24 protein-coding genes and 1 other RNA gene are annotated in these 26,081 nt (G+C 48.6%); 13 read left to right on the top strand and 12 right to left on the bottom strand.

The annotated features are described in order from the left end of the window. Positions 1-56: 56 nt before the first annotated feature. Positions 57-320, bottom strand: a complete 264-nt coding sequence (locus HAV38_RS03575; protein ID WP_168052465.1) for a hypothetical protein — start codon at positions 318-320, stop codon at positions 57-59. A gap of 10 nt (positions 321-330) precedes the next feature. Between HAV38_RS03575 and HAV38_RS03570 the strand changes: the two genes are divergently transcribed. The 8 genes from HAV38_RS03570 to HAV38_RS03535 all read left to right on the top strand — a co-directional run bounded on the left by HAV38_RS03570 (position 331) and on the right by HAV38_RS03535 (position 7,181). Continuing rightward, entirely contained in the window at positions 331-1,563 is a 1,233-nt protein-coding gene (locus HAV38_RS03570; protein ID WP_168052463.1) for an ExeA family protein, read from the top strand. Beyond that, positions 1,563-2,186, top strand: a complete 624-nt coding sequence (locus HAV38_RS03565; protein ID WP_168052461.1) for a DUF3164 family protein — start codon at positions 1,563-1,565, stop codon at positions 2,184-2,186. The genes HAV38_RS03570 and HAV38_RS03565 overlap by 1 nt, the downstream gene beginning before the upstream one ends. Before the next feature lie 157 nt (positions 2,187-2,343). Next, the gene (locus HAV38_RS03560) at positions 2,344-2,616 is read left to right on the top strand and encodes an HU family DNA-binding protein (RefSeq protein WP_168052459.1); all 273 of its coding nucleotides are present in this window, start codon (positions 2,344-2,346) and stop codon (positions 2,614-2,616) included. Between the two features lie 5 nt (positions 2,617-2,621). Further along, an RNA gene (locus HAV38_RS03555) (hammerhead ribozyme type II) lies at positions 2,622-2,711 on the top strand. Positions 2,712-2,728: 17 nt separating this feature from the next. Continuing rightward, the gene (locus tag HAV38_RS03550; RefSeq protein ID WP_168052457.1) at positions 2,729-3,157 is read left to right on the top strand and encodes a gp16 family protein; all 429 of its coding nucleotides are present in this window, start codon (positions 2,729-2,731) and stop codon (positions 3,155-3,157) included. After that, on the top strand, positions 3,154-3,504 hold the full coding sequence (locus HAV38_RS03545; RefSeq protein ID WP_209216600.1) for a Mor transcription activator family protein: 351 nt from the start codon (positions 3,154-3,156) through the stop codon (positions 3,502-3,504). Before HAV38_RS03550 ends, HAV38_RS03545 begins: the two co-directional genes overlap by 4 nt. A gap of 333 nt (positions 3,505-3,837) precedes the next feature. Continuing rightward, the gene (locus tag HAV38_RS03540; RefSeq protein ID WP_168052455.1) at positions 3,838-5,550 is read left to right on the top strand and encodes an ATP-dependent nuclease; all 1,713 of its coding nucleotides are present in this window, start codon (positions 3,838-3,840) and stop codon (positions 5,548-5,550) included. A 2-nt stretch (positions 5,551-5,552) separates the two neighbouring features. Further along, entirely contained in the window at positions 5,553-7,181 is a 1,629-nt protein-coding gene (locus HAV38_RS03535; RefSeq protein ID WP_168052453.1) for a UvrD-helicase domain-containing protein, read from the top strand. A gap of 242 nt (positions 7,182-7,423) precedes the next feature. Here the strand turns inward: HAV38_RS03535 and hmpA are convergent, their stop codons facing one another. The 3 genes from hmpA to aceB form a co-directional block, all read right to left on the bottom strand. Continuing rightward, positions 7,424-8,659, bottom strand: a complete 1,236-nt coding sequence (gene hmpA / locus HAV38_RS03530) for an NO-inducible flavohemoprotein (RefSeq protein WP_168052451.1) — start codon at positions 8,657-8,659, stop codon at positions 7,424-7,426. Positions 8,660-8,800: 141 nt separating this feature from the next. Further along, the gene (locus HAV38_RS03525; protein ID WP_168052449.1) at positions 8,801-9,262 is read right to left on the bottom strand and encodes an RrF2 family transcriptional regulator; all 462 of its coding nucleotides are present in this window, start codon (positions 9,260-9,262) and stop codon (positions 8,801-8,803) included. A gap of 269 nt (positions 9,263-9,531) precedes the next feature. Next, entirely contained in the window at positions 9,532-11,118 is a 1,587-nt protein-coding gene (gene aceB, locus HAV38_RS03520) for a malate synthase A (protein WP_168052448.1), read from the bottom strand. 337 nt (positions 11,119-11,455) lie between these two features. On the opposite strand from aceB, the gene HAV38_RS03515 reads away from it, so the two are divergent. Then, entirely contained in the window at positions 11,456-12,361 is a 906-nt protein-coding gene (locus tag HAV38_RS03515; protein WP_168052446.1) for a LysR family transcriptional regulator, read from the top strand. Positions 12,362-12,455: 94 nt separating this feature from the next. Here the strand turns inward: HAV38_RS03515 and HAV38_RS03510 are convergent, their stop codons facing one another. Then, complete coding sequence (locus HAV38_RS03510; protein WP_245182174.1) at positions 12,456-12,857, bottom strand: type II toxin-antitoxin system PemK/MazF family toxin; 402 nt, start codon at positions 12,855-12,857, stop codon at positions 12,456-12,458. Beyond that, entirely contained in the window at positions 12,820-13,041 is a 222-nt protein-coding gene (locus tag HAV38_RS03505) for an addiction module antitoxin (protein WP_245182173.1), read from the bottom strand. Before HAV38_RS03505 ends, HAV38_RS03510 begins: the two co-directional genes overlap by 38 nt. 511 nt (positions 13,042-13,552) lie before the next feature. On the opposite strand from HAV38_RS03505, the gene HAV38_RS03500 reads away from it, so the two are divergent. Beyond that, the gene (locus HAV38_RS03500; RefSeq protein WP_245182172.1) at positions 13,553-14,287 is read left to right on the top strand and encodes a TerC family protein; all 735 of its coding nucleotides are present in this window, start codon (positions 13,553-13,555) and stop codon (positions 14,285-14,287) included. A gap of 178 nt (positions 14,288-14,465) precedes the next feature. Here HAV38_RS03500 and HAV38_RS03495 read toward each other — a convergent pair whose 3' ends face one another. From HAV38_RS03495 to HAV38_RS03480, 4 genes are all read right to left on the bottom strand, one after another. Then, complete coding sequence (locus HAV38_RS03495) at positions 14,466-15,191, bottom strand: ABC transporter ATP-binding protein (RefSeq protein WP_168052442.1); 726 nt, start codon at positions 15,189-15,191, stop codon at positions 14,466-14,468. A 1-nt stretch (position 15,192) separates the two neighbouring features. Then, a complete protein-coding gene (locus tag HAV38_RS03490) occupies positions 15,193-17,175 on the bottom strand; it encodes a branched-chain amino acid ABC transporter ATP-binding protein/permease (RefSeq protein ID WP_168053506.1) in 1,983 nt (660 codons plus the stop codon). Between the two features lie 2 nt (positions 17,176-17,177). After that, positions 17,178-18,068 carry a branched-chain amino acid ABC transporter permease gene (locus HAV38_RS03485; protein WP_168052440.1) on the bottom strand — a complete coding sequence of 297 codons (891 nt, stop codon included), beginning with the start codon at positions 18,066-18,068 and terminating at the stop codon, positions 17,178-17,180. Positions 18,069-18,208: 140 nt separating this feature from the next. Continuing rightward, the gene (locus tag HAV38_RS03480) at positions 18,209-19,378 is read right to left on the bottom strand and encodes an ABC transporter substrate-binding protein (RefSeq protein WP_168052438.1); all 1,170 of its coding nucleotides are present in this window, start codon (positions 19,376-19,378) and stop codon (positions 18,209-18,211) included. Between the two features lie 657 nt (positions 19,379-20,035). On the opposite strand from HAV38_RS03480, the gene HAV38_RS03475 reads away from it, so the two are divergent. After that, positions 20,036-20,881 carry a CPBP family intramembrane glutamic endopeptidase gene (locus tag HAV38_RS03475; RefSeq protein ID WP_168052436.1) on the top strand — a complete coding sequence of 282 codons (846 nt, stop codon included), beginning with the start codon at positions 20,036-20,038 and terminating at the stop codon, positions 20,879-20,881. Between the two features lie 285 nt (positions 20,882-21,166). Here HAV38_RS03475 and HAV38_RS03470 read toward each other — a convergent pair whose 3' ends face one another. Then, on the bottom strand, positions 21,167-21,370 hold the full coding sequence (locus tag HAV38_RS03470; RefSeq protein ID WP_010398811.1) for a cold-shock protein: 204 nt from the start codon (positions 21,368-21,370) through the stop codon (positions 21,167-21,169). Positions 21,371-22,056: 686 nt separating this feature from the next. Here HAV38_RS03470 and HAV38_RS03465 point away from each other — a divergent pair. Beyond that, a complete protein-coding gene (locus HAV38_RS03465; RefSeq protein WP_168052434.1) occupies positions 22,057-23,343 on the top strand; it encodes an MFS transporter in 1,287 nt (428 codons plus the stop codon). Between the two features lie 252 nt (positions 23,344-23,595). Continuing rightward, positions 23,596-24,645: an NADP(H)-dependent aldo-keto reductase gene (locus tag HAV38_RS03460; RefSeq protein ID WP_168052432.1), complete on the top strand. Its 1,050-nt coding sequence runs from the start codon at positions 23,596-23,598 to the stop codon at positions 24,643-24,645. Between the two features lie 200 nt (positions 24,646-24,845). On the opposite strand, the gene HAV38_RS03455 is transcribed toward HAV38_RS03460, so the two are convergent. Beyond that, positions 24,846-25,856: a bile acid:sodium symporter family protein gene (locus tag HAV38_RS03455; protein WP_168052430.1), complete on the bottom strand. Its 1,011-nt coding sequence runs from the start codon at positions 25,854-25,856 to the stop codon at positions 24,846-24,848. Between the last annotated feature and the right edge of the window lie 225 nt (positions 25,857-26,081).

Genomic DNA, 26,081 nt, shown 5'->3' with positions numbered 1-26,081 from the left:
TTCGATGTTGTTTCCGACTGGTCACGTACACGGTGCGTTTTTACGCGGTGATTACCTTACGGTAAAGCGGATCGTAGCGTCGGTTTTAACGCATCAGGACAGCTATCAATGCCTGCCAGCGCGTCTGCGGTCTGATATAGCGCGGTATGCACACGCTCTGGGAGAGTGCCGTGTCGTTGCGCTGCATCAAGCATTGTGTAGAGCTGATTAGCGATTAGAGCACGTTGTTTTGGCTCGTCTAGTAGCTGTCCCCAGAGAATCGCATCCAGCAAAGTTTCGTTAAAAAGCAAGCGTTCTTCAATACTTAAATTTTTTCTCATAGGTGCCTTGATGTATCTCAAATTAAAACGCGTACTGGTTGAGTTGCGTCTGCCTCAGGCCGCGCTTGCCGTGAAGTTGCAGTTATCCAACGGCAAGATGATGAGCCAGCCGACATTGGCGCAAATCATTAATCACGACGACTGGCCGAAGTTGACTGACCGCAAAGTGATCGAGGCGCAAATCATCGCTTTTGTATTTGGTCATGGCGGGAATGACGGACACATCCTTAACATTTTTAAAAATGATGATTCTGCTACCGGACTTTGTACCAGGACAGAAAACGAGCAACCCCAATCCACTAACCTAAAGGAGTCTGCCGATATGCTATTACGCAAACATACGCTGACCAGTGCTGCAAAAAAGAGGTTCCATATTCCACGTGACCCATTCACAGATGAAATGCAATGTGATGCCGATGTGTTTTTGTCGGACGACATCCGCTATGTCCGGGCAACGATTCGCCAGACGGCTAAACACGGAGGGATGCTGGCCGTTATCGGCGAGTCGGGCGCGGGTAAATCGACGTTGCGGCATGACCTGATCGAATGGATCAACGTTAATAAGGAACCGATTACGGTCATTGAGCCTTACGTGCTGGGACTGGAGGACAACGACGCCAAGGGTAAGGCACTCAAATCCATCGATATCGCCGCAGCCGTGATTCAGACGATTGATCCTAACGCCAAGCCCCGCCGCGGGAGCGAAGCGCGTGCGCGGCAGATGCATGACATGTTGCGGGCGTCGGCTCAGACGGGTCGTAAGCATGTGCTGGTAATTGAAGAGGCGCACGGGTTGCCTATTCCTACGCTGAAACATTTGAAGCGCTTCTTTGAGTTACAGGAAGGGTTTAAAAAACTGTTGGCGATTGTGCTGATCGGCCAGACCGAATTGGAGTGGAAGCTTTCTGAGCATAATCCCGAAGTCCGGGAGGTCGTGCAGCGCTGCGAGTTGGTGAAATTGCCGCCGCTGGATAACCATGTCGAGGCTTACTTGCGGCATAAATTTGTGCGCATTGAGGTCGATTTTGATGCGCTGTTTGATGTCAGCGCGGTAGATGAAATCCGTAATCGCTTACGCATTTCCAGCACTGAGGGCAGTAAGACCAATCGTTCGGTGCGCACGCAATCGTTGTGCTATCCGCTGGCCGTGAACAATCTGGTTGCCGGGGCGATGAATGAGGCGGTCAAGATCGGCGCTTCCCGCATTACCGGCGAGCTGGTGGCCGCGGCGGTGAGGGCTTGATGATGACGAATTTATCGGATTTGCCTGAAGGCTACAGGAAGGATGCGCGGGGCCACTTGATTCCGGTGTCATTGATCAAACCGATCGATCTTACGCGGGACAAATTGGTGCAGGAGTTGATGGTCAAGGCCAAGGTTTTGAATCGCGCAATCGCTGATTTTAAAAATACGGTATTCGGCGATGTGGCCGCTTTTGTTGATCTTTCCAGCGAAGAGTATGGCGTCAAGCTTGGCGGCAAAAAGGGCAACGTGACGCTGTTCACCTTTGATGGTGGTGCAAAATTGTCGGTGGCGAGTGCCGACAAGATTACTTTCGATGAACGGTTGCAGGCGGCGAAGGCGTTGGTCGATGAATGTATCGCCGACTGGAGTCAGGGTAGTTCGCCGGAGATCAAGACGCTGGTGCAGGAGGCGTTTAATACCGATAAGGAGGGCAATCTGAACACGGGCCGCATCCTTGCGTTGCGCCGTCTGGAGATCGCCGACGACCGCTGGCAGCGTGCGATGAAGGCGATTGCGGAATCTATTCAGATTATCGGCAGTAAACAATACGTGCGGTTTTATGAGCGCGTTGGGGAGACTGATCAGTATGTGGCGGTCAGTCTGGATATTGCTGCGGTTTGATTAAAACGTATTGGTAATACAGTTAGTCCAGCGCCCAGCTACCGGTGGCGCAGTATCGAAGATAACAGTAGCAGGTCGCATGGGCTTACACCTTTCACTCAGGAGCGATCCGAATACCCCACGTTACGGGGAACTTTTAAACTTTTAGGAAAACACGATGAATCAAGTAGAACTAGTCGCAGCAATCTCCGATCGGACCGATATCAGCAAGAGCGATATCGATAGCATTCTTAAAACTGTGGGCGCAATCGTCCAGGAACAATTGCCTTTGGGCGGCGACATCGCTTTGCCGGGGATCGGCAAGTTGAAGACCAGACAGAGTGCAGCCCGTACAGGCCGCAATCCTAAGACCGGTGACGTGCTCGACATTCCAGCCAAAACTAAAGCGATCTTTGTGGTGGCGAAATCCTTGAAAGACGCTCTCCAGTAAATCGCTTGTGAAACCGCGCCGCGGACCTTCTTAATTAGAGGGTTAGTAGCGCGGTCTGTCGGATGTGGCGGTCCGGCACTGATGAGCAGCTAACCATGATGGATATCACCCTATGAAAAATCGCCAGCAGTTTATTCAGCTGATCCATATTGCCAAGTCCCAACTGGGTTTGGACGATCCCACGTACCGCGCCATGCTGGCCGGTTTGGAACTGCCGGACTCAACGACAAAAATGGGCATTCCACAACTGGGTAAGGTTTTGGAACACCTCAAGCGTTCGGGCTTCAAGGTGCGTTCCAAAGCGGGAGACAGGAGCCAAGCGGACGACGATCAGTCAAAAATGCTGCGTGGTCTTTGGTTGGAGTTATTTAACCTGGGACATATTCGCGATGCCAGCGAGGCGGCGTTGACCGCTTGGGTCAAGCGCGAGACCGGCGCGGATGCGCTGCAATGGCTGAATGGTCAGCAAGCGCAGTCTACCATCGAAAAATTGAAGCGCTGGCGCAAACGCGTGGTGAAAGTGGGAGTACCTCCATTATGAAATCGGATCGTATGGAATCTCGGCGTCATGAACTATTGCTGGATATGACCGCGCATGCCTCGGGCATATTGACGGACCACGGTATACCGGAAGAGGTCGCCAATCAGGCTGCCTCCGCCATCGCGGATCATATGGCGGATCATTGGGGCGGGCAGCATTTTAGTTTTCCGAAGGATTATCTGTTTAAGTTGTCGGAGCGGGACTTGCTTATTTATGAGGAGTTTACTGGGTTTAACTATGACACTTTGGCGAGGAAATTTCGGATGACTGAGCGTGGGATGCGGAAGTTGATTGAGCGGGTGCATAAGCGGGAGGTAAATCGGCGGCAGGAGCGGTTGTTTGATTGATTGATTTTAAGTGTTGCCAAATAGTGAGAATGCCTAGTTAAAACGGAACCCAGTTCTAATCTCCCCCATTGATTAAGCATAAGCTCTTAAAGCCTAAAGAGGCCGTCAGCTTATCTGTCTCAATTAAAAATATCTTCTCACGTGGCGGAACGAACGAAGAGTCTATTTTTGTAAAATGTCGCATACACAACTACTAGTGCAACTTTTTTCGAAAATAAGCTACTTCGCCATGTATTTGCTTTATATTAATGAAACTGTCATAAAAATAACTAAATATCTCATAGGCTTGGCCTCGTCAAGCTGAACCCATTATTTAAACTTGGTTACCAAAAAATGTATATCAAAACGATGCATCTGAAGGGGTTCCGCAATTTCTCTGATGCGCAAATTGTTTTTGCGAAACAAACCTTAATAATTGGTTCAAATGATATAGGAAAGACAAATCTCATTTACGCGATGCGCCTGTTGCTAGATAAATCACTTTCAGAAGTCGACATTGAGCCTTCTGAACTTGATTTTCATATCGATTCGACCGGTGCTCAGGCCAATGAATTCGAAATAATCATACATTTTTCTGAAGTTCAGCAGGATGCTATTATTTCGCAACTACCAGGGCGAATCAGCGACGCTGAAGAAACTTATTTCAAATTCTCTGCCGTTAGAGAAACGCTTCAGCACAAGATTTTTGTAGGTTCCAGTCTTGCAAATCTCGAAGAGATACCGGCTCGCTACTATCTAAAATATTTGAATCTTCGATTTGTCAATTCACAAAGGGATTTAACCAAATATATACAGACCGAGAAGCGTCACCTTCTCCGCTTAGCTCAGGACAACCGCACAGAAGCTGTTATGCAAGCTGATAACAAGATTCTTAAAAAGATCGGGAGAGGGTTAAATGGAATAAATCAACGGGTTCGCAATCTCAACTATGTGTCGGCAGCGACAGGAGATTTGAATACCGAATTGAAGGCGCTAGCGCATCAAAATGCTAACTACTCTGTTCAACTCGACACTGGCTCTATTGAAGTTAGCCAATTCATTGAGAAACTTGAGCTTGCAGCAAGTTCGAGTGGTGCCAAAATGATGCTAGGTGGCGATGGTCGCAATAACCAGATTTTACTGGCGCTTTGGAAAGCCAAGAGTACTCGTGACCATGACATGGATAATGAGGTGGTAATTTTTTGCGTTGAAGAACCAGAGGCGCATCTTCATCCCCACCAACAGCGAAAACTGGCGACCTACCTTATTTCTAAATTGCCGGGCCAGTCTATTGTTACCACGCACTCCCCGCAGATCGTCGCAAATTATCAGCCCGACTCGATTATTCGTCTTTTGACTAAAAATGGTGCAACTCAAGCTGCCAGCGGAGGGTGTTCGTCTTGCATCGATGCAGCATGGGGCGACATGGGTTATCGGATGAGCATTCTTCCTGCCGAATCATTTTTTTCAAGTGCCGTGTTACTTGTAGAAGGTCCTTCAGAGATGCTTTTTTATCGCATGTTGGCAGCGCATTTGGACATTGACCTTGATTATTACAATATATCCATCTTGTCCGTAGATGGCGCTCAGTTTGAAGTTTATATCAAAATCCTTGATGCAATGGACATACCTTGGTCCATGAGAACAGATAATGATATCTCTGATATTTCGACTGGTCCCGCTACGGCTAAAATCATTTTAAGGCAACTGGCTGGAATTAATCGGTGTAGGAATCTGGTTGGTGAACCTCCCTTAGCCCATCAGCCTATGCCTTATACTCATTCCGACTCATTAACCGACGGCGCGTGGTCTAGCACATCGGCGGTAATTAATCGGCTTGGGATATTTTTATCAAAGACTGACCTAGAACACGATCTAGCAGAGGAGCTACCGGCTGAGTTTGCTTTGTTTAAGGGCACCTCTGAACTTGCAATCAAATACCTTCAAGGTAAAAAAGCGATTCGGATGCGGGAGTTTTTATCGGACCCAGGTGTATCACTGACGGGACTCGGCGGAGGGGAAGTCGCCAAACCTCTTAATTTCTGTGTTGCTTTAACCCTTATTTAATTATGAGCGAATTCACTCCTACCGCCGAACAAGTATTAGCAATAGATTATCTCGGCCATATGGTGGTCACTGCGTGTCCTGGGAGCGGCAAGACCGAGGTGATTTCCAGAAAAATCCGTACACTTACTGCCAGTCTTCCTTCTTACAAAGGTGTTATCGCGATATCGTTCACCAATAAAGCCAGCGATGAATTACGTGATAGATGCAAGGCGGGAAATCTCGACGTAAAAGGTAGTTTTTTTGGGACTATTGATAAATTTTGTATTGGCAGAATCATTTTGCCGTTTATAAAACACATGGTAATAATTTCTAATAGTCTTGAAATTAGTGTGTCCCGATTTGCTGACCTTTCGTCAAGTCAACAAGCCTTGTTTCCGGACTTTGAAAGCAGGCTGCCTCTAAAAACAAGCGACACAGCAGAAATTATTGGAGCTATATACCACCTCCTTCAAGATGGAATTATTTTATTAGAAGCAGTGGGTATTTTGGCGGTTCATGTTTTAAATACATCACTATCATGTCAGCGATACATAAAATCCGCCTATACGCACGTTTTCATAGATGAATACCAAGATTCCGGGGAGGCTCAACATGGCTTATTCCTAAAATTGCGTGACTTAGGGTTGATTGCGGTGGCTGTGGGTGATGGAGATCAATCCATCTATCGATTTACTGGTAAATTTCCAGAGTTTCTTGCAGAATTATCAGCCAGTAGAAGCGGATTTGAGGCATTCACAATAAGCGTTAATCATAGGTGCCACCCATCTATAGCCAATTATGCCAATCGTTTGCTTTCACAAGATCATCCGCTACTCCCGTCAACCGAAGTCGCAATAATAAGAAGACATTTGCCTGGAAGCCAAATTGAGATTGCGAGTTGGATAGCAAACCAATTAAATGCTACCAAAGCGCGATATCAAGTTATCAATAATAGGGACGTCGGTATTTTGGTTCGAAGTGAAAATACGGCGAAATTAATTAGCCAAAATATTGGGATTCCTCATAGAGTTTTTTTTAGTAATCCATTCACTAACTCTACCTCCCTGAGTTCCCGAATCATTGAGAGTTTGTTAACCTATCGGTTTAATACTAGACTTACGGCCCAATCCCTAATTAGCGAGTTTTCCCCTCTAGAGTTTACCGTCGATGTCAGAAATGCCCTTCGTATAGCAATTCAACTCTGTCGGCTATGTAGCCAAGACGAATTTGAGAGTAGTACTTTACCGGTAATTTTGGCGCTAACAGGTAAACCGCCTTCGGAAGAGTCAATAACGTTACTTCGGCAAGTATTTGAAAGTACCACTCACTTGGCGTCATTCGCACCTATCGCAGATAACGAAGTACAAATTCTCACTTTACACAAGTCTAAGGGTCTTGAATTTAAAATCGTTTTTCATTTAGATTTATATGACTGGATATTGCCTCGTCGAATAGTCCTCGAAGGTAATTGGGATGTCCACTATCATGACGAACAGCAGTGTCTAAATCTGCATTATGTTGGGATTACTCGTGCTCGCAAATTCTGTTGCTTAGTGACCTCGAGCAAACGATTCAATAGTTATAACCAAGTCAAAAATGGTGCCCCCTCACAATTTTTCGCAAGGCCAGGTCTAGACAATCTATTCGGATAAATGGCAGCTTCTGTAGATTGCCGTTCGAAAGGTGAAGAGCGCGCAAGTTCAACTTCAAGTTGAAAGCTACGAATGAAATGTGGGGCAACTTTTGTAACGCTTTTACAAATCGACGCCTCTATATTTCGATATGTCTCGCCTTGTTTCGGTAATATCTCAACCCTGCTCACCTATTTATATTAATCCCCCTCACGTTGGTCGTGGCAATTAGTGCGCTGCTTTACGTCACGCCTTCCCTGCTGTTACTGCAAATTTTCCAGCAACGCCGGACCGAATACTTCCTGCTGAATTTGATGGGCCGCGACTCCCCTAGCGAGAAGCGCCTGACGCTGGATTTGCATAAAAACGGTGGGGCCACACAAATAGTAATCGCCATTTTTTGGCAATAGCGCCTGATCCACCTGATTAAGCTCCAGATAACCCGCGTGGTCGAAATCATTGGCGGCCCGATCTGCGTCTGTCGGTGTCGCGTAGGCAAAATAAGTGGTAAGCATCGCTTCTTGTTGCGGCAAGCGCGATGCTGATTTCAACGCATTCAGCTCAGTTTTTAGTGGATGATGATGTCCGTCCAACGTCGCGTATAAAAAATGCACGGCGCGCGCAGGCATCTGCTGCAAACTGCCGTGCAACATGCTCATCATCGGCGTGATGCCTACGCCTGCACTAATCAAAATCAAGGGCACGCTAGTGTCTGTACCGATCACAAAGTCGCCGCAAGCTGGACTGACCCACAATTTATCGCCGACGTTGACTTCTGCGTGCAATAAATTAGACACCATTCCGGCTGGATTTCCTTGCTCATCCTTATCTTCCCGCTTGACGCTGATACGCCAGTGCGTCTGATGAGTGGCACCCGACAAGCTGTATTGCCGAAATTGCCGTAAATTCAAAGCAACTATGGTCGTTGCAATACTGATGTACTGGCCGGGCACGAAGGCAGGTAACGGCAAACCATCGGCCGACTCTAAATAAAAGGATGTAACGGTTTCGCTTTCTATTTGCTTGCGCGTAACGATCACCTCGCGCTGTTGTCCTGGTGTGATCTTGTGCGATGCATACAACTTCTTTTCTTCGGCGATAAACGTGCTGGCCAATGCACCATAAGCCTCAGCCCATGCCGCGATTAGTTCTGGCGTTGCCGCTTCACCGAGTACTTCGCCAATCGCCGCAAGCAAATGATGACCGACGATGGGATAGTGTTCTGCCCGAATACCGAGGCTTACATGCTTATGCACAATCCGACTAATGACCGGTGCTAGTGCATTAGCATTATCGATGTTTGCCGCATAAGCAAACAATGCGCTCGCTAAGGCTTGCTGTTGACTGCCATTTTCCTGATTCGCCATATTAAAAATATTTTTGAGTTCAGGATGCGCCTTAAACAAAAGGGTATAAAAACGCGTGGAAATAGCCACGCCGTTGTCACGTAATACTGGTACGGAGGCGTCAATGTAAGGACGAGCGGCTGCAGAAATCATGAATACTCCTATTAGTATATTTAAAATACTACAATTAGAATAAAAAAACAGCGCGACATAAGCGCGCTATTGACCAAAAAAATAGGAGGCCTGTTGGGCTAACTCTGCGCGTTACTAGTTGCGCTGTCCCAGTGCGCCACCTTATTGCGCCATCGTTGGTTGAAAATGCATGCGCGCAATGATGGCAGCGGTTTCAGGTCCGGCAGTTGCCGGCTGTACCAACTCGGCCAGGGAGTAGCGATTCATGTTGGTGTAAAACTCGCGCTGCCCGTTATCGAGTACGCGCTTCAAATAACAGTTCCCTTTCAAAATACATAAAGGCTGACTGCAATCAACCAGTTGCGTATGCCCTTCCATCACATTTAAAATATCGCCCAAATGTAGCGTCTCCGGCGCTCGCGCCATGCGCACGCCACCGTTACGCCCTGGGGTCGCCAAAATCCATCCTTGTTTAACCATCCGATTAACAACCTTGTTCAGATGATTTTTGGGAATATCAAAACGCTGCGCCAGTTCACCCACAGTGACTATTTCACGCGCAGGCATTGCGGCCAGATACATTAGGACGCGTAAGCCGAAATCGGTAAATTTAGTTAGCTGCATGGCGCTGATTCGTCAGTACAAAGGTAAGCAATGTAAGCAATGTAAGCAATGTAAGCAATGTAAGCAATGTAAGCATCATACATAAGTAGCATTTCATATGCAACAATTAGATGTGCAGAACTTTTACTGTGCATGCCTCTTTCGGAACCATGCATGGGCGGATGCAGATGGACTTACCCAGCAAGTCATTGCAACTCATTGCGCCATAAAAAAACCGATCCTAAGATCGGTTTTTATCAATCAAGAGGGGTTTAAAGCCCAAACTTTAATCAAATTTCTTCGTATAGCGGCAATGTCAAAAATTCTGCAAACGAAGACGAGGTCGACATCTCTTCAAAAATCGTGGCAGCGCGATCATAAGTAGCACCATCGCCAACCAGCGCTTTGACCTTAGCCAACTCTTCCGGAATCATCGCAACGACCATTTCAGCGGTGACTTTCTTGCCATTGTCGAGCACGCCTTTGGTTGAACGAATCCACTGCCAGACTTGTGCACGGCTAATTTCCGCTGTCGCCGCGTCTTCCATCAAGTTATGAATCGGCACGCAACCATTACCTGACAACCATGCGCCAAGATAGTGAATACCGACATTGATGTTGTAACGCAAACCAGCTTCGGTGATTGGCGCTTCTGGCTTGAAATCCAGCAGTTCTGCGGCCGTGACGTTGACGTCGGGACGTTGCTTGCTGATCTGATTCGGCTTATCGCCCAGTACTTTTTTGAACTCGGCCATCGACAATTCAACCAGACCCGGATGCGCAACCCAACCGCCGTCATAGCCGTCAGTCGCATCGCGTGCTTTGTCAGTACGTACGCCGCCCATGGCGATATCGTTCTTCTCCGGATCGTTTTTGATTGGGATCAATGCAGCCATACCGCCAATCGCCGGGGCATTGCGTTTGTGGCAGGTCTTCAGCAACAGCAACGCGTAAGAGCGCATGAACGGCGCGGTCATGGTGACCTTGGCGCGATCGGCCAGACAGAAATCCTTGTCCAGCTTGAATTTCTTGATGCAGGAGAAAATGTAATCCCAACGACCGGCATTCAGACCACTGCTGTGTTCGCGCAACTCGTACAGGATTTCGTCCATTTCGAACGCAGCCAGAATGGTCTCGATCAATACAGTCGCCTTGATCGTGCCTTGTGGCAGACCGAGTTCATTTTGGGTCATGACAAAAATGTCGTTCCACAAACGCGCTTCCAGATGTGACTCTAACTTCGGCAAATAGAAGTATGGGCCAGCACCGCGCGCCAATTGTTCTTTGGCGTTATGGAACATGAACAAAGCGAAATCGAAAATACCACCGGAGACGCGCTTGCCGTCAACCAGTACGTGCTTTTCATCCAGATGCCAACCACGCGGACGCACGACCAATGTCGCCACTTTGTCGTTCAGTTTGTAGGATTTGCCGTTTTGTTCCAGCGAAATCGTCTTGCGGATTGCATCACGCAGATTGATTTGACCAGTGATCTGATTATCCCAGACTGGCGAATTGGAGTCTTCAAAATCCGTCATGTAGCTGTCAGCGCCGGAATTGAAAGCGTTGATCACCATCTTGCGCTCTACCGGACCGGTAATTTCAACACGGCGACATTCTAGCGCCTGAGGAATCGGTGCAATCTTCCAGTCGCCGTCGCGAATATGCGCGGTATCTGGCAAGAAGTCCGGGCGCTCACCGGCGTCCAGACGAATAGCGCGTTCAACGCGGACCGCGAGTAGTTCCTGACGACGTGCTTCAAATGCGCGGCTGAGTTTAGCAACCAGTGCAAGCGCATCCGGCGTAAGAATTTCCGCGTAACCCGCCTGAATGGCACCGTTAATTTCTAAACCTGCTGGTAGTGTGAGTTGTGTCATTGCAATGCTCCTGTTTTTCGATATTTTAATGCTAGGTTTCAATTAAATTCTGGCAACTTTGATGCCGCTAGTGCATTAAGCCGTGGAGGCGTATTGTGCACTGCTACATTCTGGTTTGCACCATGTTCGGTATTCTAATTACGAAATGCCATTATTTTGATTTTACGTTATAGAGTATATTTAAACTAAATCGTCATAGGTGACCGCATTTATCATATGATCTATGCGTTTTAGTCACAAGTGGTAGAAACTTGTAAGTATTCAGAAATAACCGAGCCCGTGCCAAGTTGTGACCGCCATCCGCACCCTTCGGTCGAAAATAGAAACTAATTACAGCATGGATCAATTTAAGCAAATTTCAACCTTTGTAGAAATAGCTGCCAAAGGTAGCCTTTCGGCAGCGGCCCGGGCCGAAGGCATCGCGCCAGCGATGATCGGTCGGCGTCTGGATGCTTTGGAGGAGCGTCTGGGCGTCAAATTGCTCCAGCGCACGACGCGCAAGATCGCGCTGACCAATGAAGGCGAGGCGTTTCTGGAGGATTGCCAGCGTATTCTTTCCGATCTTGAGGATGCAGAGACGGCCGTCTCCGAACGAAGCGCGCATGCGAGCGGACATTTGCTCATTTCGGCACCCGCTGGATTCGGGCGGCAGCACGTTGCGCCCCTGATGCCGTCTTTTTTGACCGAACACCGTGATGTTACGCTCACTCTTAATCTGAATGACCGCGTGGTGGACTTGATAGGGGAAGGCATTGACGTCGCGATTCGGATTGCAACGCTCGCCGACTCCACATTGATCGGCACCAAGCTAGCCGATAACAAGCGCATCGTGGTCGCATCGCCTGCGTATATCAAGCGCCACGGCAAACCCCATACATTGGACGAGCTAGCCAAGCATAATTGCCTCGCCATGAGCAGCGACGGCAGTCAGCGTGGCTGGACTTTCCGCCAAAACGGCAAAATTGTGACACTTAAGGTCACAGGTAACCTGTTTTGTAATGACGGTCAGGTACTCCACGACTGGGCGATCAACGGCAAAGGCCTGGCGTGGCGCTCAATGTGGGAGGTGGGAACGGAGATAGAGTCCGGTCAACTGGTCACGGTGCTAGATGACTTTGCTGCGCCGGGGAACGACATCTACGCCGTGTTTGCGCAACGACGGCATCTGCCGTTGCGGATTCGGGCTTTTGTCGATTTTTTAAGGCATGCGTATGCGCAGGCGGATTATTGGGGTAAGGGTTGATTTTGGGGCTTGTATTTACCGAGTTATGCCCAGACAAAAATAGACCAACAACAGGTCCAATGATAGAGATTGAAGAGGTGTGCTTAAGTTACGCTCAGCCCCAAATACGGACTTTGGTTTTGAACAATGGGCTACCCGACCTTTTAGGTTGAATCCATACCAAGTTGAATTTTAATGATGTTTCAACAGCACGCATATCTGCCTGACTTAACTTTCCAAGCAGATCTTTAAGCCGTACTTTGTCGGCTGTCATGATCTGGTCGGCCATTACCTTACTTTTTTGACAAGCTAAAGTGATTACCGTCTCACTCGGATAAATACGTTCGACATTACTGCTTAATGGTACGACTTGTACTCTCGACATATGTCGGTTAGCTGCATCGTTACTTACAATCACCGCAGGCCGTGTTTTACGAATTTCAATGCCAACTGCCAAGGCAAACTCTACCCACCATACTTCATCGCACTTCATTTTCAACGTTTGGTAGGAGGGCATCACACCACTCACTGGCCTCTGCTTCCCGCGCAGCATCTGCCGCCATTGCTTCATAGCCGGCATCCAGAGAATCTTCTTTCAAAACATATGGACGCGCTAATCCTTCTAAAAACTTGCTAATATTGCCACGTCCAATAACTTTATGCAGACCAGCATAAACGGTCTCGTCAATCGTAATTGTCATCTTCCGGTGCATGATTTCACCCAATTTATATATGTGTACGTGTACACACTACTATAAATTGCCTATAGGTGCCGCCATCATATGAACTGCCGATCAGCAATTCTCCCCCTAAAACGCAATATCAATATTTCCTGCACTTAATTGTTATGTAGTACACTACTCACCAGCGGTACCACTAAGGTGCCGCGCCCTCCAAAGGGGAGTAGCTCTCAAATGCTGATGTGGTCCGGATATTCTCTGCGACATTGGCGTTTTACACGGTAGTCGTCATCACGGAACAAGCACAACGCTTGCGCCCGGTTACCATGACAGATGCAGGTAATCTGTTGAGCAAGACCTTTGTCAGCATGGAATCCATGCAGGCATTGTGTCGACCTTTCTCCTCACTACTCCTGTCATCCTCCATTCTGTTCGAGTTTAGCGTTGTTTACAGCTTAAAAAGCACCTTAAATGCGGCTTTAATACGGCTTGCAAGCGGCTTTTACTTTACATTTATGTTGACGGAGATTTTATGGATTTTTCAGCTTTATTTTCAATGCTGGGCATGGCCGACTGGGACATGGCCAAATTTTTTACCGCGCTTTTATCTATCGTAGTCATTGATCTGGTGCTCGCCGGGGATAACGCTATCGTGATCGCGATGGCCGCTCGCAATCTGCCTGATCATCTTCGCAAAAAGGCGATTATCTGGGGCACGCTGGGCGCTGTGGTTACCCGCGTAATAATGACTATCGCGGTCGTCTGGCTACTCAAAATCCCTGGACTGCTACTGCTCGGCGGCGCTGCGTTGCTATGGATTGCTTATAAGTTACTCAGCGATTCGAGTGGTCACACCATCGAAGGAAGCAAAATTACCAGCATGGCAGCGGCATTGAAAACCATCATTATTGCGGACACTGTCATGGGGATAGACAACGTTCTGGCCGTCGCGGGCGCAGCACACGGCAGTATTTTCCTGGTCATCGTTGGCTTGCTGATTTCGGTGCCTATTATGGTGTGGGGATCAACGCTGGCGTTAAAGCTGATCGAAAAGTTCCCGGTGACGATTTACATCGGTGCTGCGATTTTGGTGTATACGGCGGTGCACATGATTGTTACCGAACCGCTTATCGCCGGTTTTTGGGATAGCGTGCCCTGGTTGCGCTATGTCGCTTATATCTTCGGAATGGTCGTAGTACTGGGTGGCGGATGGATGGCATCCAAGTCTACAAGACAGGATAAAGCGGCATCGACAAAAACTGTTTGAAATAGATGGGGATTACGCAGGGTGGGAAGACCGAATCCGCCGAATCGGAGGCGGATACCGCACCTTCTGACGCGTCCTGTATAGCAGTCATTCTAAAATTCGCTGGCTAGGTGTGGCCAGCGTTTCCTTTACAACTATGCAGGTTACTGACGTTAAAGTGCCAGTAACCTGCTTTATCTTAGTGTTGCCCTCCTCCTAAATATGCCGCTTGCACTGCGGGATCGTTGCGTAATTTCTCCGCTGGGCCATGCACGGAAATACGACCGTTTTCCAAAACATACCCATAATCCGCAACGTTCAGTGCTGCCGCTGCAAACTGCTCAACCAGCAACATCGTCATGCCCTCCTGTTTTAAGCGCATGATGATTCGAAACACTTCTTCGACCAGAATCGGTGCAAGTCCCATTGATGGCTCGTCCAGCAAAATAACCTCAGGATTAAGCATCACCGCACGTGCCATCGCCAGCATCTGCTGTTCGCCGCCAGATAAGGTGCCTGCAAGCTGGGTTTGCCGCTCCTTCAGGCGTGGGAAAAGCTCCAGCGCTTTTTCCAGATCGTGCGCAATATCGCCGCGCGGACGTGCCTTAGTAAAACGAGGAAACGCGCCTAGCAACAAGTTATCGGTGACACTCATCGTCGCAAATACACGACGGCCCTCAGGCGAATGCGCCAGACCGGCGCGGGCGATCTTATGCGAGTCCAGACCGGTAACATCTTTGCCAGCCAGCATAATGGTTCCGGTACGAGGTTTTAGCATACCTGAAATGGCCCGCATGGTAGTGGTCTTACCGGCGCCGTTGGAGCCGACCAGCGTCACTACCTTACCTTTAGGTACCTCTAGAGAAATACCATGCAGTACTTCCACCTTGCCGTACGCGGCGTGTAAATTAGAAATTGTAAGCATCTCAAGCCCCCGCTTCGCTGGAAGTGTGTAGTATGACGTGGGCATCCGCTTCTGGGTCGCTAACGCTGCCCCCAAGGTAGGCTTCGATCACCGCAGGATCAGCCTGTACTGCAGCTGGCTTGCCTTCGGCAATTTTCTGGCCGAAGTCGAGTACAGTCACGGTGTCTGATATCGTCATAACGACATCCATATGATGCTCAATCAGAATAATAGTGATGCCATGTTCGCGGATCTTATGGATGATGGCAATCAACTCTACAATGTCCGGTGCAGTTAAGCCTGCGGCAGGCTCATCGAGCAGCAGCAACTCGGGGTTTAACCCCAGAGCCCGCCCGATCTCCAACAAACGCTGTTTGCCATATGGAAGGTTGCGCGCTTCTTCGTTCGCCAAATCTGCCAGGCCGACAAATTGCAAAATGCTGGCGGCCCGCACGCGCGCGGCCTGCTCTTCTTGTTTATAACGACGCGTATGGAACATAACGTCCGCTCCATTGCTTTGGAACGTGTGATGCAAGCCGACCAGAACGTTTTCTGTTGCCGTCATTTCACCAAACAACTGAACGTTCTGGAAAGTCCGCGCCACGCCACCCAGAGCGATGGCTGAGGGCGTCGACCCAGAAATTACCTTGCCATTAAATTCCACCACGCCAGCGGTCGGTTTATAGATGCCAGTCAGGACGTTCATCATCGTACTTTTGCCCGAACCGTTAGGGCCGATCAGTCCATGGACCGACCCTTTGACGATATTCAGGTCAACCTGATTCAACGCCTTCAGGCCGCCAAATTGCATTAATAATTGCTTGGCACTGAGCAAAGTGGTACCAATTTCAACGGTGCCGGAAGCTCCCGCCCAGACGGTATCGGCGACAGCCGTCACTGCTACCGACTTGTGAACTGAGAGGCCTTTTTTGGCAAATACGCCACGTACAAAACCTACGATACCGTCCTGAAGGTAATACACCACGAATAACGTCATCAGGCCGAATACCGTCAAACGCCAGTCCGTAATATTTTCTAACCGGTATGCAAAAATCGCCAGACCAATGGTCGCTAATACCGGCACCGCGATCTCACGCGCAGTTTTACGTTTTTTGAATAACAGGTACGCGCCTGACGCCACCCCTGCGACCGCAATCACTGTGGCAATATCTCGAAACAGGCTAATGTCCGACAGCAAGCTCGGCAACATCACCACAATGACCGCGCCGATTAATGATCCGGTGCGGCTCTTGCGACCGCCCATGATCACAGCCAGCAAGAACAGAATTGTCAACTCGAAGTTATAGGTATTTGGCGAAATGTACTCTTCCGAATACGCATACAAACTGCCAGCCAGACCAGCCAGTGCGGCGCTGATCACAAACGCGTAGACCTTGTAACGATATACCGACACGCCCATACAATCGGAGGCAATCGGACTATCGCGTAGGGCTTCAAAGGCGCGTCCGAGATGCGATTTCAGAATCCGATGGACTACCAACAGCGACAGCGCCATCAGCACTGCAACCAGATAGAAATATTCAACCTCGCTAAGCTTGTAACTCCCAAAGGATGGCTTGCTCAGCTTGATACCCATTGGACCATCAGTAAGGAATGACATTTCATTGATTAAAATGCCGGTGATGGTACCGAAGGCCAGCGTCACCATTGCCAGATATGGCCCGGTAACACGTAGCGCTGGCAAGGCCATAACAGCACCAAAGAATGCGGTCACCACCAAGCTGGCAGGCGCTGCGAGCAGAAACGGCCAGCCTAGCTTGAACACCAGAACGCCGGTAGTGTAGGAACCGATACCAAACAATCCCGCATGACCGAGCGATACCTGCCCGGTATAGCCGACCACGATGTCCAGACCAAACAAAAGGATGGCGTAAATCAAAATGGTTTCGGCAAGATGAATGTAATACGGATTATGGAATACCAGCGGAAACCCGCCCAGTACCACGATCCCGAGCAAGCCCAGTGCGAGTGATTTTTTGTTCATCATCACACCTTCTTAATAGCAGTTTTACCGAACAGGCCGGCAGGTTTAACGGCCAGAACCAGCAAAAGCAAAACCAAACCTGGCACTTCCTTGTAACCCGTGGAGACATAAAAGCCTGTCACTGTCTCGGCAATGCCCAAAATAAGGCCACCCACGATCGCGCCCATACCCGAGGTCAAGCCACCGATGATGGCAACCGCAAATGCTTTCAACCCCAAAGCCGCGCCCATCGTCGCGCCGGTTAAGGTCAATGGTGCCACCAATACGCCCGCGAAGGCGGCGGTTGCGGACGACAATGCGTAAGAGAACGTAATGACCATACTGGTGTTGATACCCATCAACCCCGCCGCATCCCGATCGTTGGACGTGGCAACAACCGCTTTACCATAAATCGATTTGCGGTTGAATAGCTCGACCGCCAGCATCATCCCGAGCGCGCCAAGAACTACAACGATTTGCATCGGTTGCACGCTTGCGCCAAAAACCTCAAACGGGGTAGCTGTCAAGGGCGTAGGAAACGTCAGGTCATCTTTGCCCCAGATGTTTTCTGCAACATTTCTAAAAATGATCGCCAGCGCGATGGTCGACATGATCCAGCCGAACTCGGATTTGATTTTGATCGCCGGACGCACGCCGATCCATTCCACCACGACGCCTTGCAATGCGCCAAACATAATGACTATCGGAATCATTAACCAGTAATTTAAAAACGGACCGCCATGAATGTTACCCACCAGACTCAGACCGACCAGCGCGCCCAGCATTAATGCTTCGCCCTGTCCAAAGTTGAGAGTGCCGGAGGTGGCGAAAGTAAGTTGATAACCGAAAGCGATGACAGCGTAGATCATGCCCAACGCAATGCCGCTAAAAACCAGCTGGAGAAAAATTTCCATATGTTTACCTCAAAGACTAAAAAATACAATAACAAATGCCAAGGTGTGGCAAGAAAAAAGCCAGTCCCCGGATCGCAAGGACTGGCCTGATCGTCAATATACGTTCATACAGCAAAGCCAACAAACGTATCTTGGTGGTGTCACTTAGCTAAAACGACACGGCCATCCTTAACAACACCAATATTTACCATTTCAGGCTTGATTGCGTCATGGTCGTCGTGGCTAAAAGGTTTGTTATACGTAGTAATGACACCCTCAACAGGCGTTTTCAAATTTTCAAGTGCTTCGCGAACTTTCGGACCGTCGGTTGTGCCAGCTTGCTTCATCGCCGCCGCTAGCAAGTAAATCGCGTCGTACCCTTGGGCAGCAGAGACGGCAGAAGGCATCCGATCTACCTTATAGGCTTTTTGATACGCAGCGATGAAGGTCTTGCGGACTGGCGTATTACCGTCTTGAATGAAAGTTTGCGGCATACGTGCACCGTCGCCGTTTTTACCTGCGTTGTCGATAAAATTACCCATCGACAAAGGCCAGCTGCCGATGATAGGCACCTTCCAATTGATTTTTTGCATGCCGTTTGCGATTTGGGCTAATTCTGGACCAATACCGTAAGTCAACACTACTTGCGCGCCGCCCTGCTTGGCTTTGAGCAGTTGCGCGGTCATGTCAACATCTTTCAGATTGTATTTTTCAACAGCAACCGGCTTGATGCCCTTATCTGCCAGGGCTTTCTCCAGATCTTTTTGCCCCAATTGGCCGTAATTGGTGGAATCTGCAAGAATCGCTACCTTCGTATATTTTAGACGTCCAACTGCTTCGTCAACGATCATTTTTGATTGAATTGTATCGTTGGCAGAGGTACGGAAAATATAGTTGTCTTTATTTTCCGGCGCGACGAATTGCTTGGTAATGATAGACCCGGTGGCCACGCTATTCATGACGGGGATTTTGGCTTCCTGATAAAAACGTTGCGATGCGAGCGCTACGCCTGTATTGGCAAAACCTACCGTGGCTACTACTTTTTCTTTATTGATTAATTCCTGCGCTACTTGCACGCCGCGTTCATTTTTTGCCTCGTCGTCACGCTCTACCAGTTGCAACTGACGACCCAGAATCCCACCTTTTGCATTAATGTCTGCCACGGCCAGCTTCACACCGTCACGCATGGAAACACCCATTGGTGCTGAACCACCGGTGAACGGTCCTGTAATGCCAATTTTGATAGGCTCAGCGGCAACGGCTGCGGTAACACCGACCATCGACCAGGTGAGTAATGCAGCAGTGACGAATACGTTAGTTTTATATGCCATGGTCTCTTCCTCTTTCCTATTATTTAAGTTCATCCTGCGCGCTTGACTTTGGTCACTGTCACGGCATGGAGACAATTCTTTGTTAGTCCGATTTTATTAGTATAAATTTAGCTTGGGCCTGCCCGAGGTTCTCAAATCAACACATTCCCGCATTCAACTTTGTCAAAATCTGCATTTTTGTTTTATTACCTAAAAATATCGGACAACGCAGCATTTCAGCCCACCCTTACAACTTCCTTACAAATTGGTTATTTTTAAAATCATTACATATATATTACGTACTATCCGCACAATCGGGAGCAAAGCGATTAAACCTTTTCATCACTTTGATGAAGTGTTTTCATGTATGCGGTTTCAAATTAATTTTCGATATCCGGATGGAATCGGGCACAAGCATTTTGATGCCTGCTGAGAAGGCTAAAAACGAGATGGAAATTTGTTTACGAGAAACATTTTGCGAAAAGTAAGTATAAAAATAGCAAAATCTGAATGCAATATATGGGGCGGCGAAACATCATTGCAGTCAAGTCAGTTAGGGCTCTACAGGTACTTCTGGCGTAATTTCATCGCAATTTGAGGGTACGGTATTTTCATTATTATTTTCCCTGTGGCAAACTATAAGGATCACGGGATCAATTATTAATGGGAAAGTAAGTAATGTTTGCATTACAGTGGTCGTCCATTTTTCTTGCCGCTTTCATGACATCGTTTTGTAATTTTCGATTGTTAAGTCTGGCGCTGCTCATTTTTGGTTATAGTGCCGCACTGGCGAACGGCCAACTCAGCTTAGCGGCAACTATCCCCATCATTTTGCTTATTTTAGCTGCCAGCGCTGTATCGGCGTACCGCAAGTGGCCTTGGAAATATTTCGGGCATGCCCTATTTATTGTCCTCGTCCTTGCGCTCGGTTTTCATTGGTTTCCAGGTTTTCATAACCCCAAGGTTTTTGGCCCAGAACACATCACGGCAGATGCGACCCCCTTCACCATGTACCTTAACCTGGATAAACCGTTAGCCGGTTTCTGGCTGGTGCTGCTCTTTCCGTGGATTCGACCATTGCACGAACTGCGGGTGTCGCTCATCTCGGGCATAAGCTGCATGCTAATCGCGACAGGAGCATGCATGACCCTGGCAGTATCGCTGGGGTTAGTCGCGTGGGCGCCTAAATTTCCTTCAGTCAGCTGGGTGTGGGCGCTCAACAATCTTTTGCTGGTTTCTTTTGCTGAAGAAGCTTTTTTTCGTGGCTACTTACAAGGTGGAATAAGCCGCATACTTAAACGATGCCCCTATAAAAATGCTTTGGCGATCAGTGTAGGGGCCGTTTTATTCGGCATGGCGCACGCAGGAGGTGGTTGGCAATGGATTGTACTGGCAAGCATGGCTGGCGTCGGTTATGGCGTGGCATATCACTTTGGCGGCTTTCAGGCTGCGATCCTGGCGCATTTCGGCCTGAATGCCACACATTTTTTTCTCTTTACCTACCCAATGCTACATCCAGCTTAAGCCGCCTCTACTAAGAGCATATTTTTATTTATATTCTTTGAAAAGTGTTGTCAGAGCACGAGGCGATGGCCTGTTCTAGCAATGTAAAATAAAGCCGGTCAAAAACACCGCAAGCAACGCATCTGGAAAAGAAGAAACCTTTACAACTTGCAGCGAGCACGCGCAGCAACTGAAGCCCTGTCGGTCAGGCAGGATAAAGAGGAACGAGAAGGGAACAATAGAAAAAGCAGGACGAAAAAAATCCCCAGCGCACCGGGGATTTTTAGAAACCGCTTGCTTCAGCTATTAGATAGGCTGAATGTTCGAAGCTTGCTTACCCTTAGGGCCAGCTGTAACTTCGAAAGAAACACGTTGGTTTTCTTGCAACGACTTGAAGCCGTTAGATTGGATTGCGGAGAAATGCGCGAACAGATCTTCACCGCCTTCATCAGGAGTAATAAAACCAAAACCTTTTGAATCATTGAACCATTTAACAATACCAGTTGCCATTACATTTCCTATTTCAGTTAAGTTGGGCTTGCGCCCGTTAGATCGTTTAAAGCAAGAAAGGAATGACAGACCAATACTGCACCACTAGCTCGAATCCTAAACGATTCCGCATTATACCGGATAATTCTTAAAAAATACAAAAAAATAAATGTATTCTTCAAACAATCATGTCTAGAAATCGCGCAAGGGAGTTTCCTGTTATTCCGTTGACCTCTTGCTCTACCATCTTTATAACTGATAAACGTGAAATGATGCAATTATTATCTTTAAAAACATGATAAAAAAAACATCCGTAAGGTTTCTTTGTGGCACTTTTCCGCTCTTACGCACTCTTTCATCGCCCTCACCCTATCGGAATGTTGCTTTTCGGCATGCGGCGCGACTGTAACGGGACTGTAATTCTCCTAAATATTTTTTATCGTGCAGGTCTTCCGCATAGTCGCAGGTCTTTAACCCTGCTTTTCGCAGGGAAGTAACGCTTTGAGCCCAAAATCGATATTGTCTTTTTTAATAATTAATTTCCATTACAGTAATATAATCAACGCACTTTTCCCCTTTGAAATAAAGACTTAAATAAGCGCGGTATCCGAAAAATGAAAAATGGGGCAGAACATGCCACCCCGACGCACAAAATTTAACTCTCGATCTTTCGTCCCTGATTTTTTTACATTTATTCTTACCTGCCAATGTCAGCCAATACCGAGACGTGCCCTTCCCCTGACTCTGATTCAGTATTAAGCCATCTGCCGTTTTCATTATTTTGGCGTGCGCGGGTGGCCTCTACTGTGGCAAACCAGATGCAAATCGTGGCAGTCGGGTGGCAGGTCTATCAAATGACGGGAAGCGCTTTTGATCTCGGTATAGTTGGACTGGTGCAGTTTCTTCCCGCGCTATTTCTAGCGTTGGTCGTCGGCCATGTCGCTGACCGCTATGATCGCCGTACCATTGCGCGTATCTGTTTGTTTATCGAGGGCGTTGCCGCTGCTGCGCTGGCTATCGGCAGTGTTCAGGGGTGGCTGACCAAGGATGCGATCCTGATCATTGTTTTCATTATCGGAGCCACGCGCGCGTTTGAATCGCCGACCATGCAAGCGCTGGTACCAGGATTAGTGCCGCCAAGGCTGCTGCCTCGTGCCGTCGCTTGGGCAGCGTCGGCTACACAAACTGCCGTGATTATCGGCCCCGCACTCGGGGGATTTATATACGCCATTGGCGCAAGCGCCGTCTATGCGATCAGTAGCGCTTTGCTCCTTCTTGCCAGCGTGCTTGTGAGCCGTATTCGAATAGAAACCGTTTTGCCCAAACGGGAGCCAGCCACGTTAACATCACTATTTGCCGGTATAGCGTTTATCAGGAGCCGACCTGCCGTGCTCGGTGCCATCTCGCTGGATTTATTCGCCGTGCTACTCGGCGGGGCGACCGCGCTGTTACCCATATTTGCGCATGACATACTTGCAACCGGTCCTCTGGGGCTAGGCCTGTTACGCTCCGCGCCTGCATTGGGCGCATTATCAGTGGGACTTTATCTCACGCGTCGCCCCTTAACCAAACGCGTTGGTCGCAGCATGTTCATCGCGGTGGCGATTTTTGGCGTGGCCACCGTCGTATTTGCGCTATCCCGATCCATGACCATATCCCTGATTGCGTTGGCGGTGCTGGGTGCGTCCGACATGATCAGCGTTGTTGTACGCTCTTCGTTTGTACAGTTAGAAACTCCAGATGCCATGCGAGGTCGCGTCAGTGCCGTCAATTCTGTCTTCATTGGTACATCGAATCAATTAGGTGAGTTCGAATCCGGCATAACTGCGGCGTGGGTAGGACCGGTCCCCGCAGTGTTGTTCGGCGGAATCGGAACCCTTGTCGTGGTCGCACTATGGATCAGGTTATTTCCCGAACTGTTTAAGGTCGATCGGCTCACTAGCTCGCCCGCCATGCCTGGCAAGCCTGCCACAGTCGCAGAAGCGGTGCCTTAATCAAACGCAAAAAAGGCCGCGTATAAAAGGCCGCTTATGATGCGACTAATTTATGCGTCGCCCCCGACAACCCAGGTGATGCTTTAGGTAAAGGTTAACACAGAAAATGCACTGCTGATGCGCTTCGCAGAATTAAGGCTACCTGCAGCGATCACTGGATACCGCTATAATTTAACGCCACCAATAACAGCTTATAGACACGACCGGCATACGCCTTAACGCATGTGCCGTCGCGACCAAAGGAACCACACAATGCAATATCGCGAACTCGGTCACAGCCATCTCAAGGTAAGTCAGATCACACTTGGCACGATGACATGGGGAGAGCAAAACACCGAAGCAGAGGCGCATTCGCAGATCGATATGGCGCTGGCACATGGCGTTAATTTCATAGACGTCGCTGAGATGTATCCTGTGCCACCCCGCCCCGAAACGCAAGGCTCCACCGAGCAATATCTGGGCAGCTGGCTTAAAAGTTCCGGCAAGCGCGATCAGGTATTGATTGCAACCAAGGCAACGGGTCCGGCGCGCAAACCTCACAATCCGCGGCATATCCGTGGAGGCATTAATAATTTTGATCGCAAAGGCCTGACCGACGCATTAAATGGCAGTCTGGAAAGGCTACAAACGGATTATGTGGATTTATACCAGTTACACTGGCCGGATCGTAGCGTCAACTGTTTCGGCAACCTAAATTACACCCATATACCAGATGAGGATACGGTGCCTATCGAAGAAACCCTGACCATACTGGCAGAGTTCATCAAGGCAGGAAAAATACGTCACATCGGTATTTCAAACGAGACGCCTTGGGGCATCGCGCAATTTCTCCGTGCCGCTGAAAAATTCGATTTGCCGCGCATCGTGACTATCCAGAATCCTTATAGTTTGCTAAATCGCACTTTTGAAATTGGCCATTCCGAATTTGCCTATCGTGAGCAGGTTGGCTTGCTCGCTTATTCACCCTTGGCATTTGGTGTTTTATCGGGCAAATATCTTAACGGCGCACGTCCAGCTGGCGGACGTTTAACCCTGTTTGAACGATTCAGCCGATACACCAATCCACAGGCCGAACGCGTCGTCGGGGATTATGTTGCCCTTGCAAAAAAACATGGTTTGGATCCCGCGCAAATGGCTTTGGCTTTCGTGACCAGCCGCGGTTTTGTGACCAGCAATATCATAGGTGCCACCACCCTAGCGCAATTGCAGAGCAATCTGGATAGTGTCAAAGTGACGTTGAGCGACGAGATATTACATGAGATTGAATTGATTCATACCCGTCAGCCGAACCCTGCACCTTAATGCAAACTAGCAAATAGAGTTAATAGCGTTCAGCAGAAAGTGTAGTTATTGGTACTTAGGGATACAAAGAACTTGCGAAAAATAGGACAAATTACTTGTCCTATTTTTTACTCTTATTCTCGCTCGGTCCCTGAGTGATAGTGATGACACGCTTACTATTACGGATATCGTCTCAGCGCAGACGGTCGCCAACACTGACATCAAGCCGAGTTTGAGTCACTCCCCACAACGATTGGAGGTGCGAGAACACGCGACCGTTCGGCATAGCGCTTCGCTAAAACGGCACAGACCATTAGCTGTATCTGGTGAAATAACATCAACGGCAATACCACCATCCCTACCGTATGGCTGGTGAAGAGGACGTTCGCCATTGGAATGCCACTTGCGAGGCTTTTCTTCGAGCCGCAAAATACGATAGTGATTTCATCTTCTTTATTGAAGCCTAATCGTCGACTGGTAAATGTCGCTATCGCAAGCATGGCAAACAGAAGCGCGGACAAAACGACCACTAACCCGAGCAAAGACACAGCTGGCAACTGCGACCATAACCCCTGCACTACAGCTTCGCTAAATGCGGTGTAAACGACCAGCAGAATCGATCCCTGATCAACGAATTTCAACAGCGCTTTATGCTTATCAACCCAAGTACCAATCCAGCGTCGTGCGATCTGTCCGGCGATAAATGGTAGTAATAATTGATAGACGATGTTCATGATCGAGTCAAATGAACCATGCCCCTGCCCGTGCGCAACCACGATTAAACCGACTAATACGGGTGTCAGAAATATCCCTATAAGATTAGAGGCCGAAGCGCTACATACCGCTGCCGGGACGTTACCGCGAGCAACCGAGGTGAACGCAATCGATGATTGCACCGTTGACGGTAACGTACATAAAAACAAAATCCCCAAGTACAAATCAGGCGTCACCAATGGCAAAAAAACGGGCTTGAATATCAAGCCCAATACAGGAAACAGAACAAAACTAAAGGTCAACACGGTCAAATGCAGACGCCAATGCATCGCACCTTCAATTGCCGCCTCACGCGATAATTTTGCACCGTGAAGGAAAAATAATAAGCCAATTGCAAAGGTCGTCAACAAATTGAAACCGTGGGCGACCTCGCCCTTAGCAGGTAAAAAACTCGCAAGAATCACGGTCGTAACGAGCATGAGGGTGAAATTATCTGGCAGAAACCGGGGACGAACCATGATGGGGTATAGGAGTGATTAAAGCGTTTAAAAGAGGCATAGGTGTTTACTTCGAACGACGGAGTAGCACCCTTATGCTGTTTTCTTCGGAAACTTACATGACGCGAGTACGCGATTATTCAGGATAATGATGCGTCTTTACCTCAACTTAAGAAACATATTCTACCCTGCCCGCACCAGACTTGCAGATTAGACACGTACTTCCGGTTAAATTTGCGGCGGCAC

The organism is Glaciimonas immobilis (assembly GCF_011947285.1).
In the GTDB taxonomy this organism is placed as follows: Bacteria; Pseudomonadota; Gammaproteobacteria; order Burkholderiales; family Burkholderiaceae_D; genus Glaciimonas; species Glaciimonas immobilis.
The sequence above is the reverse complement of the archived record's forward strand: the minus strand, read 5'-3'. Positions and strand labels throughout refer to the sequence as shown.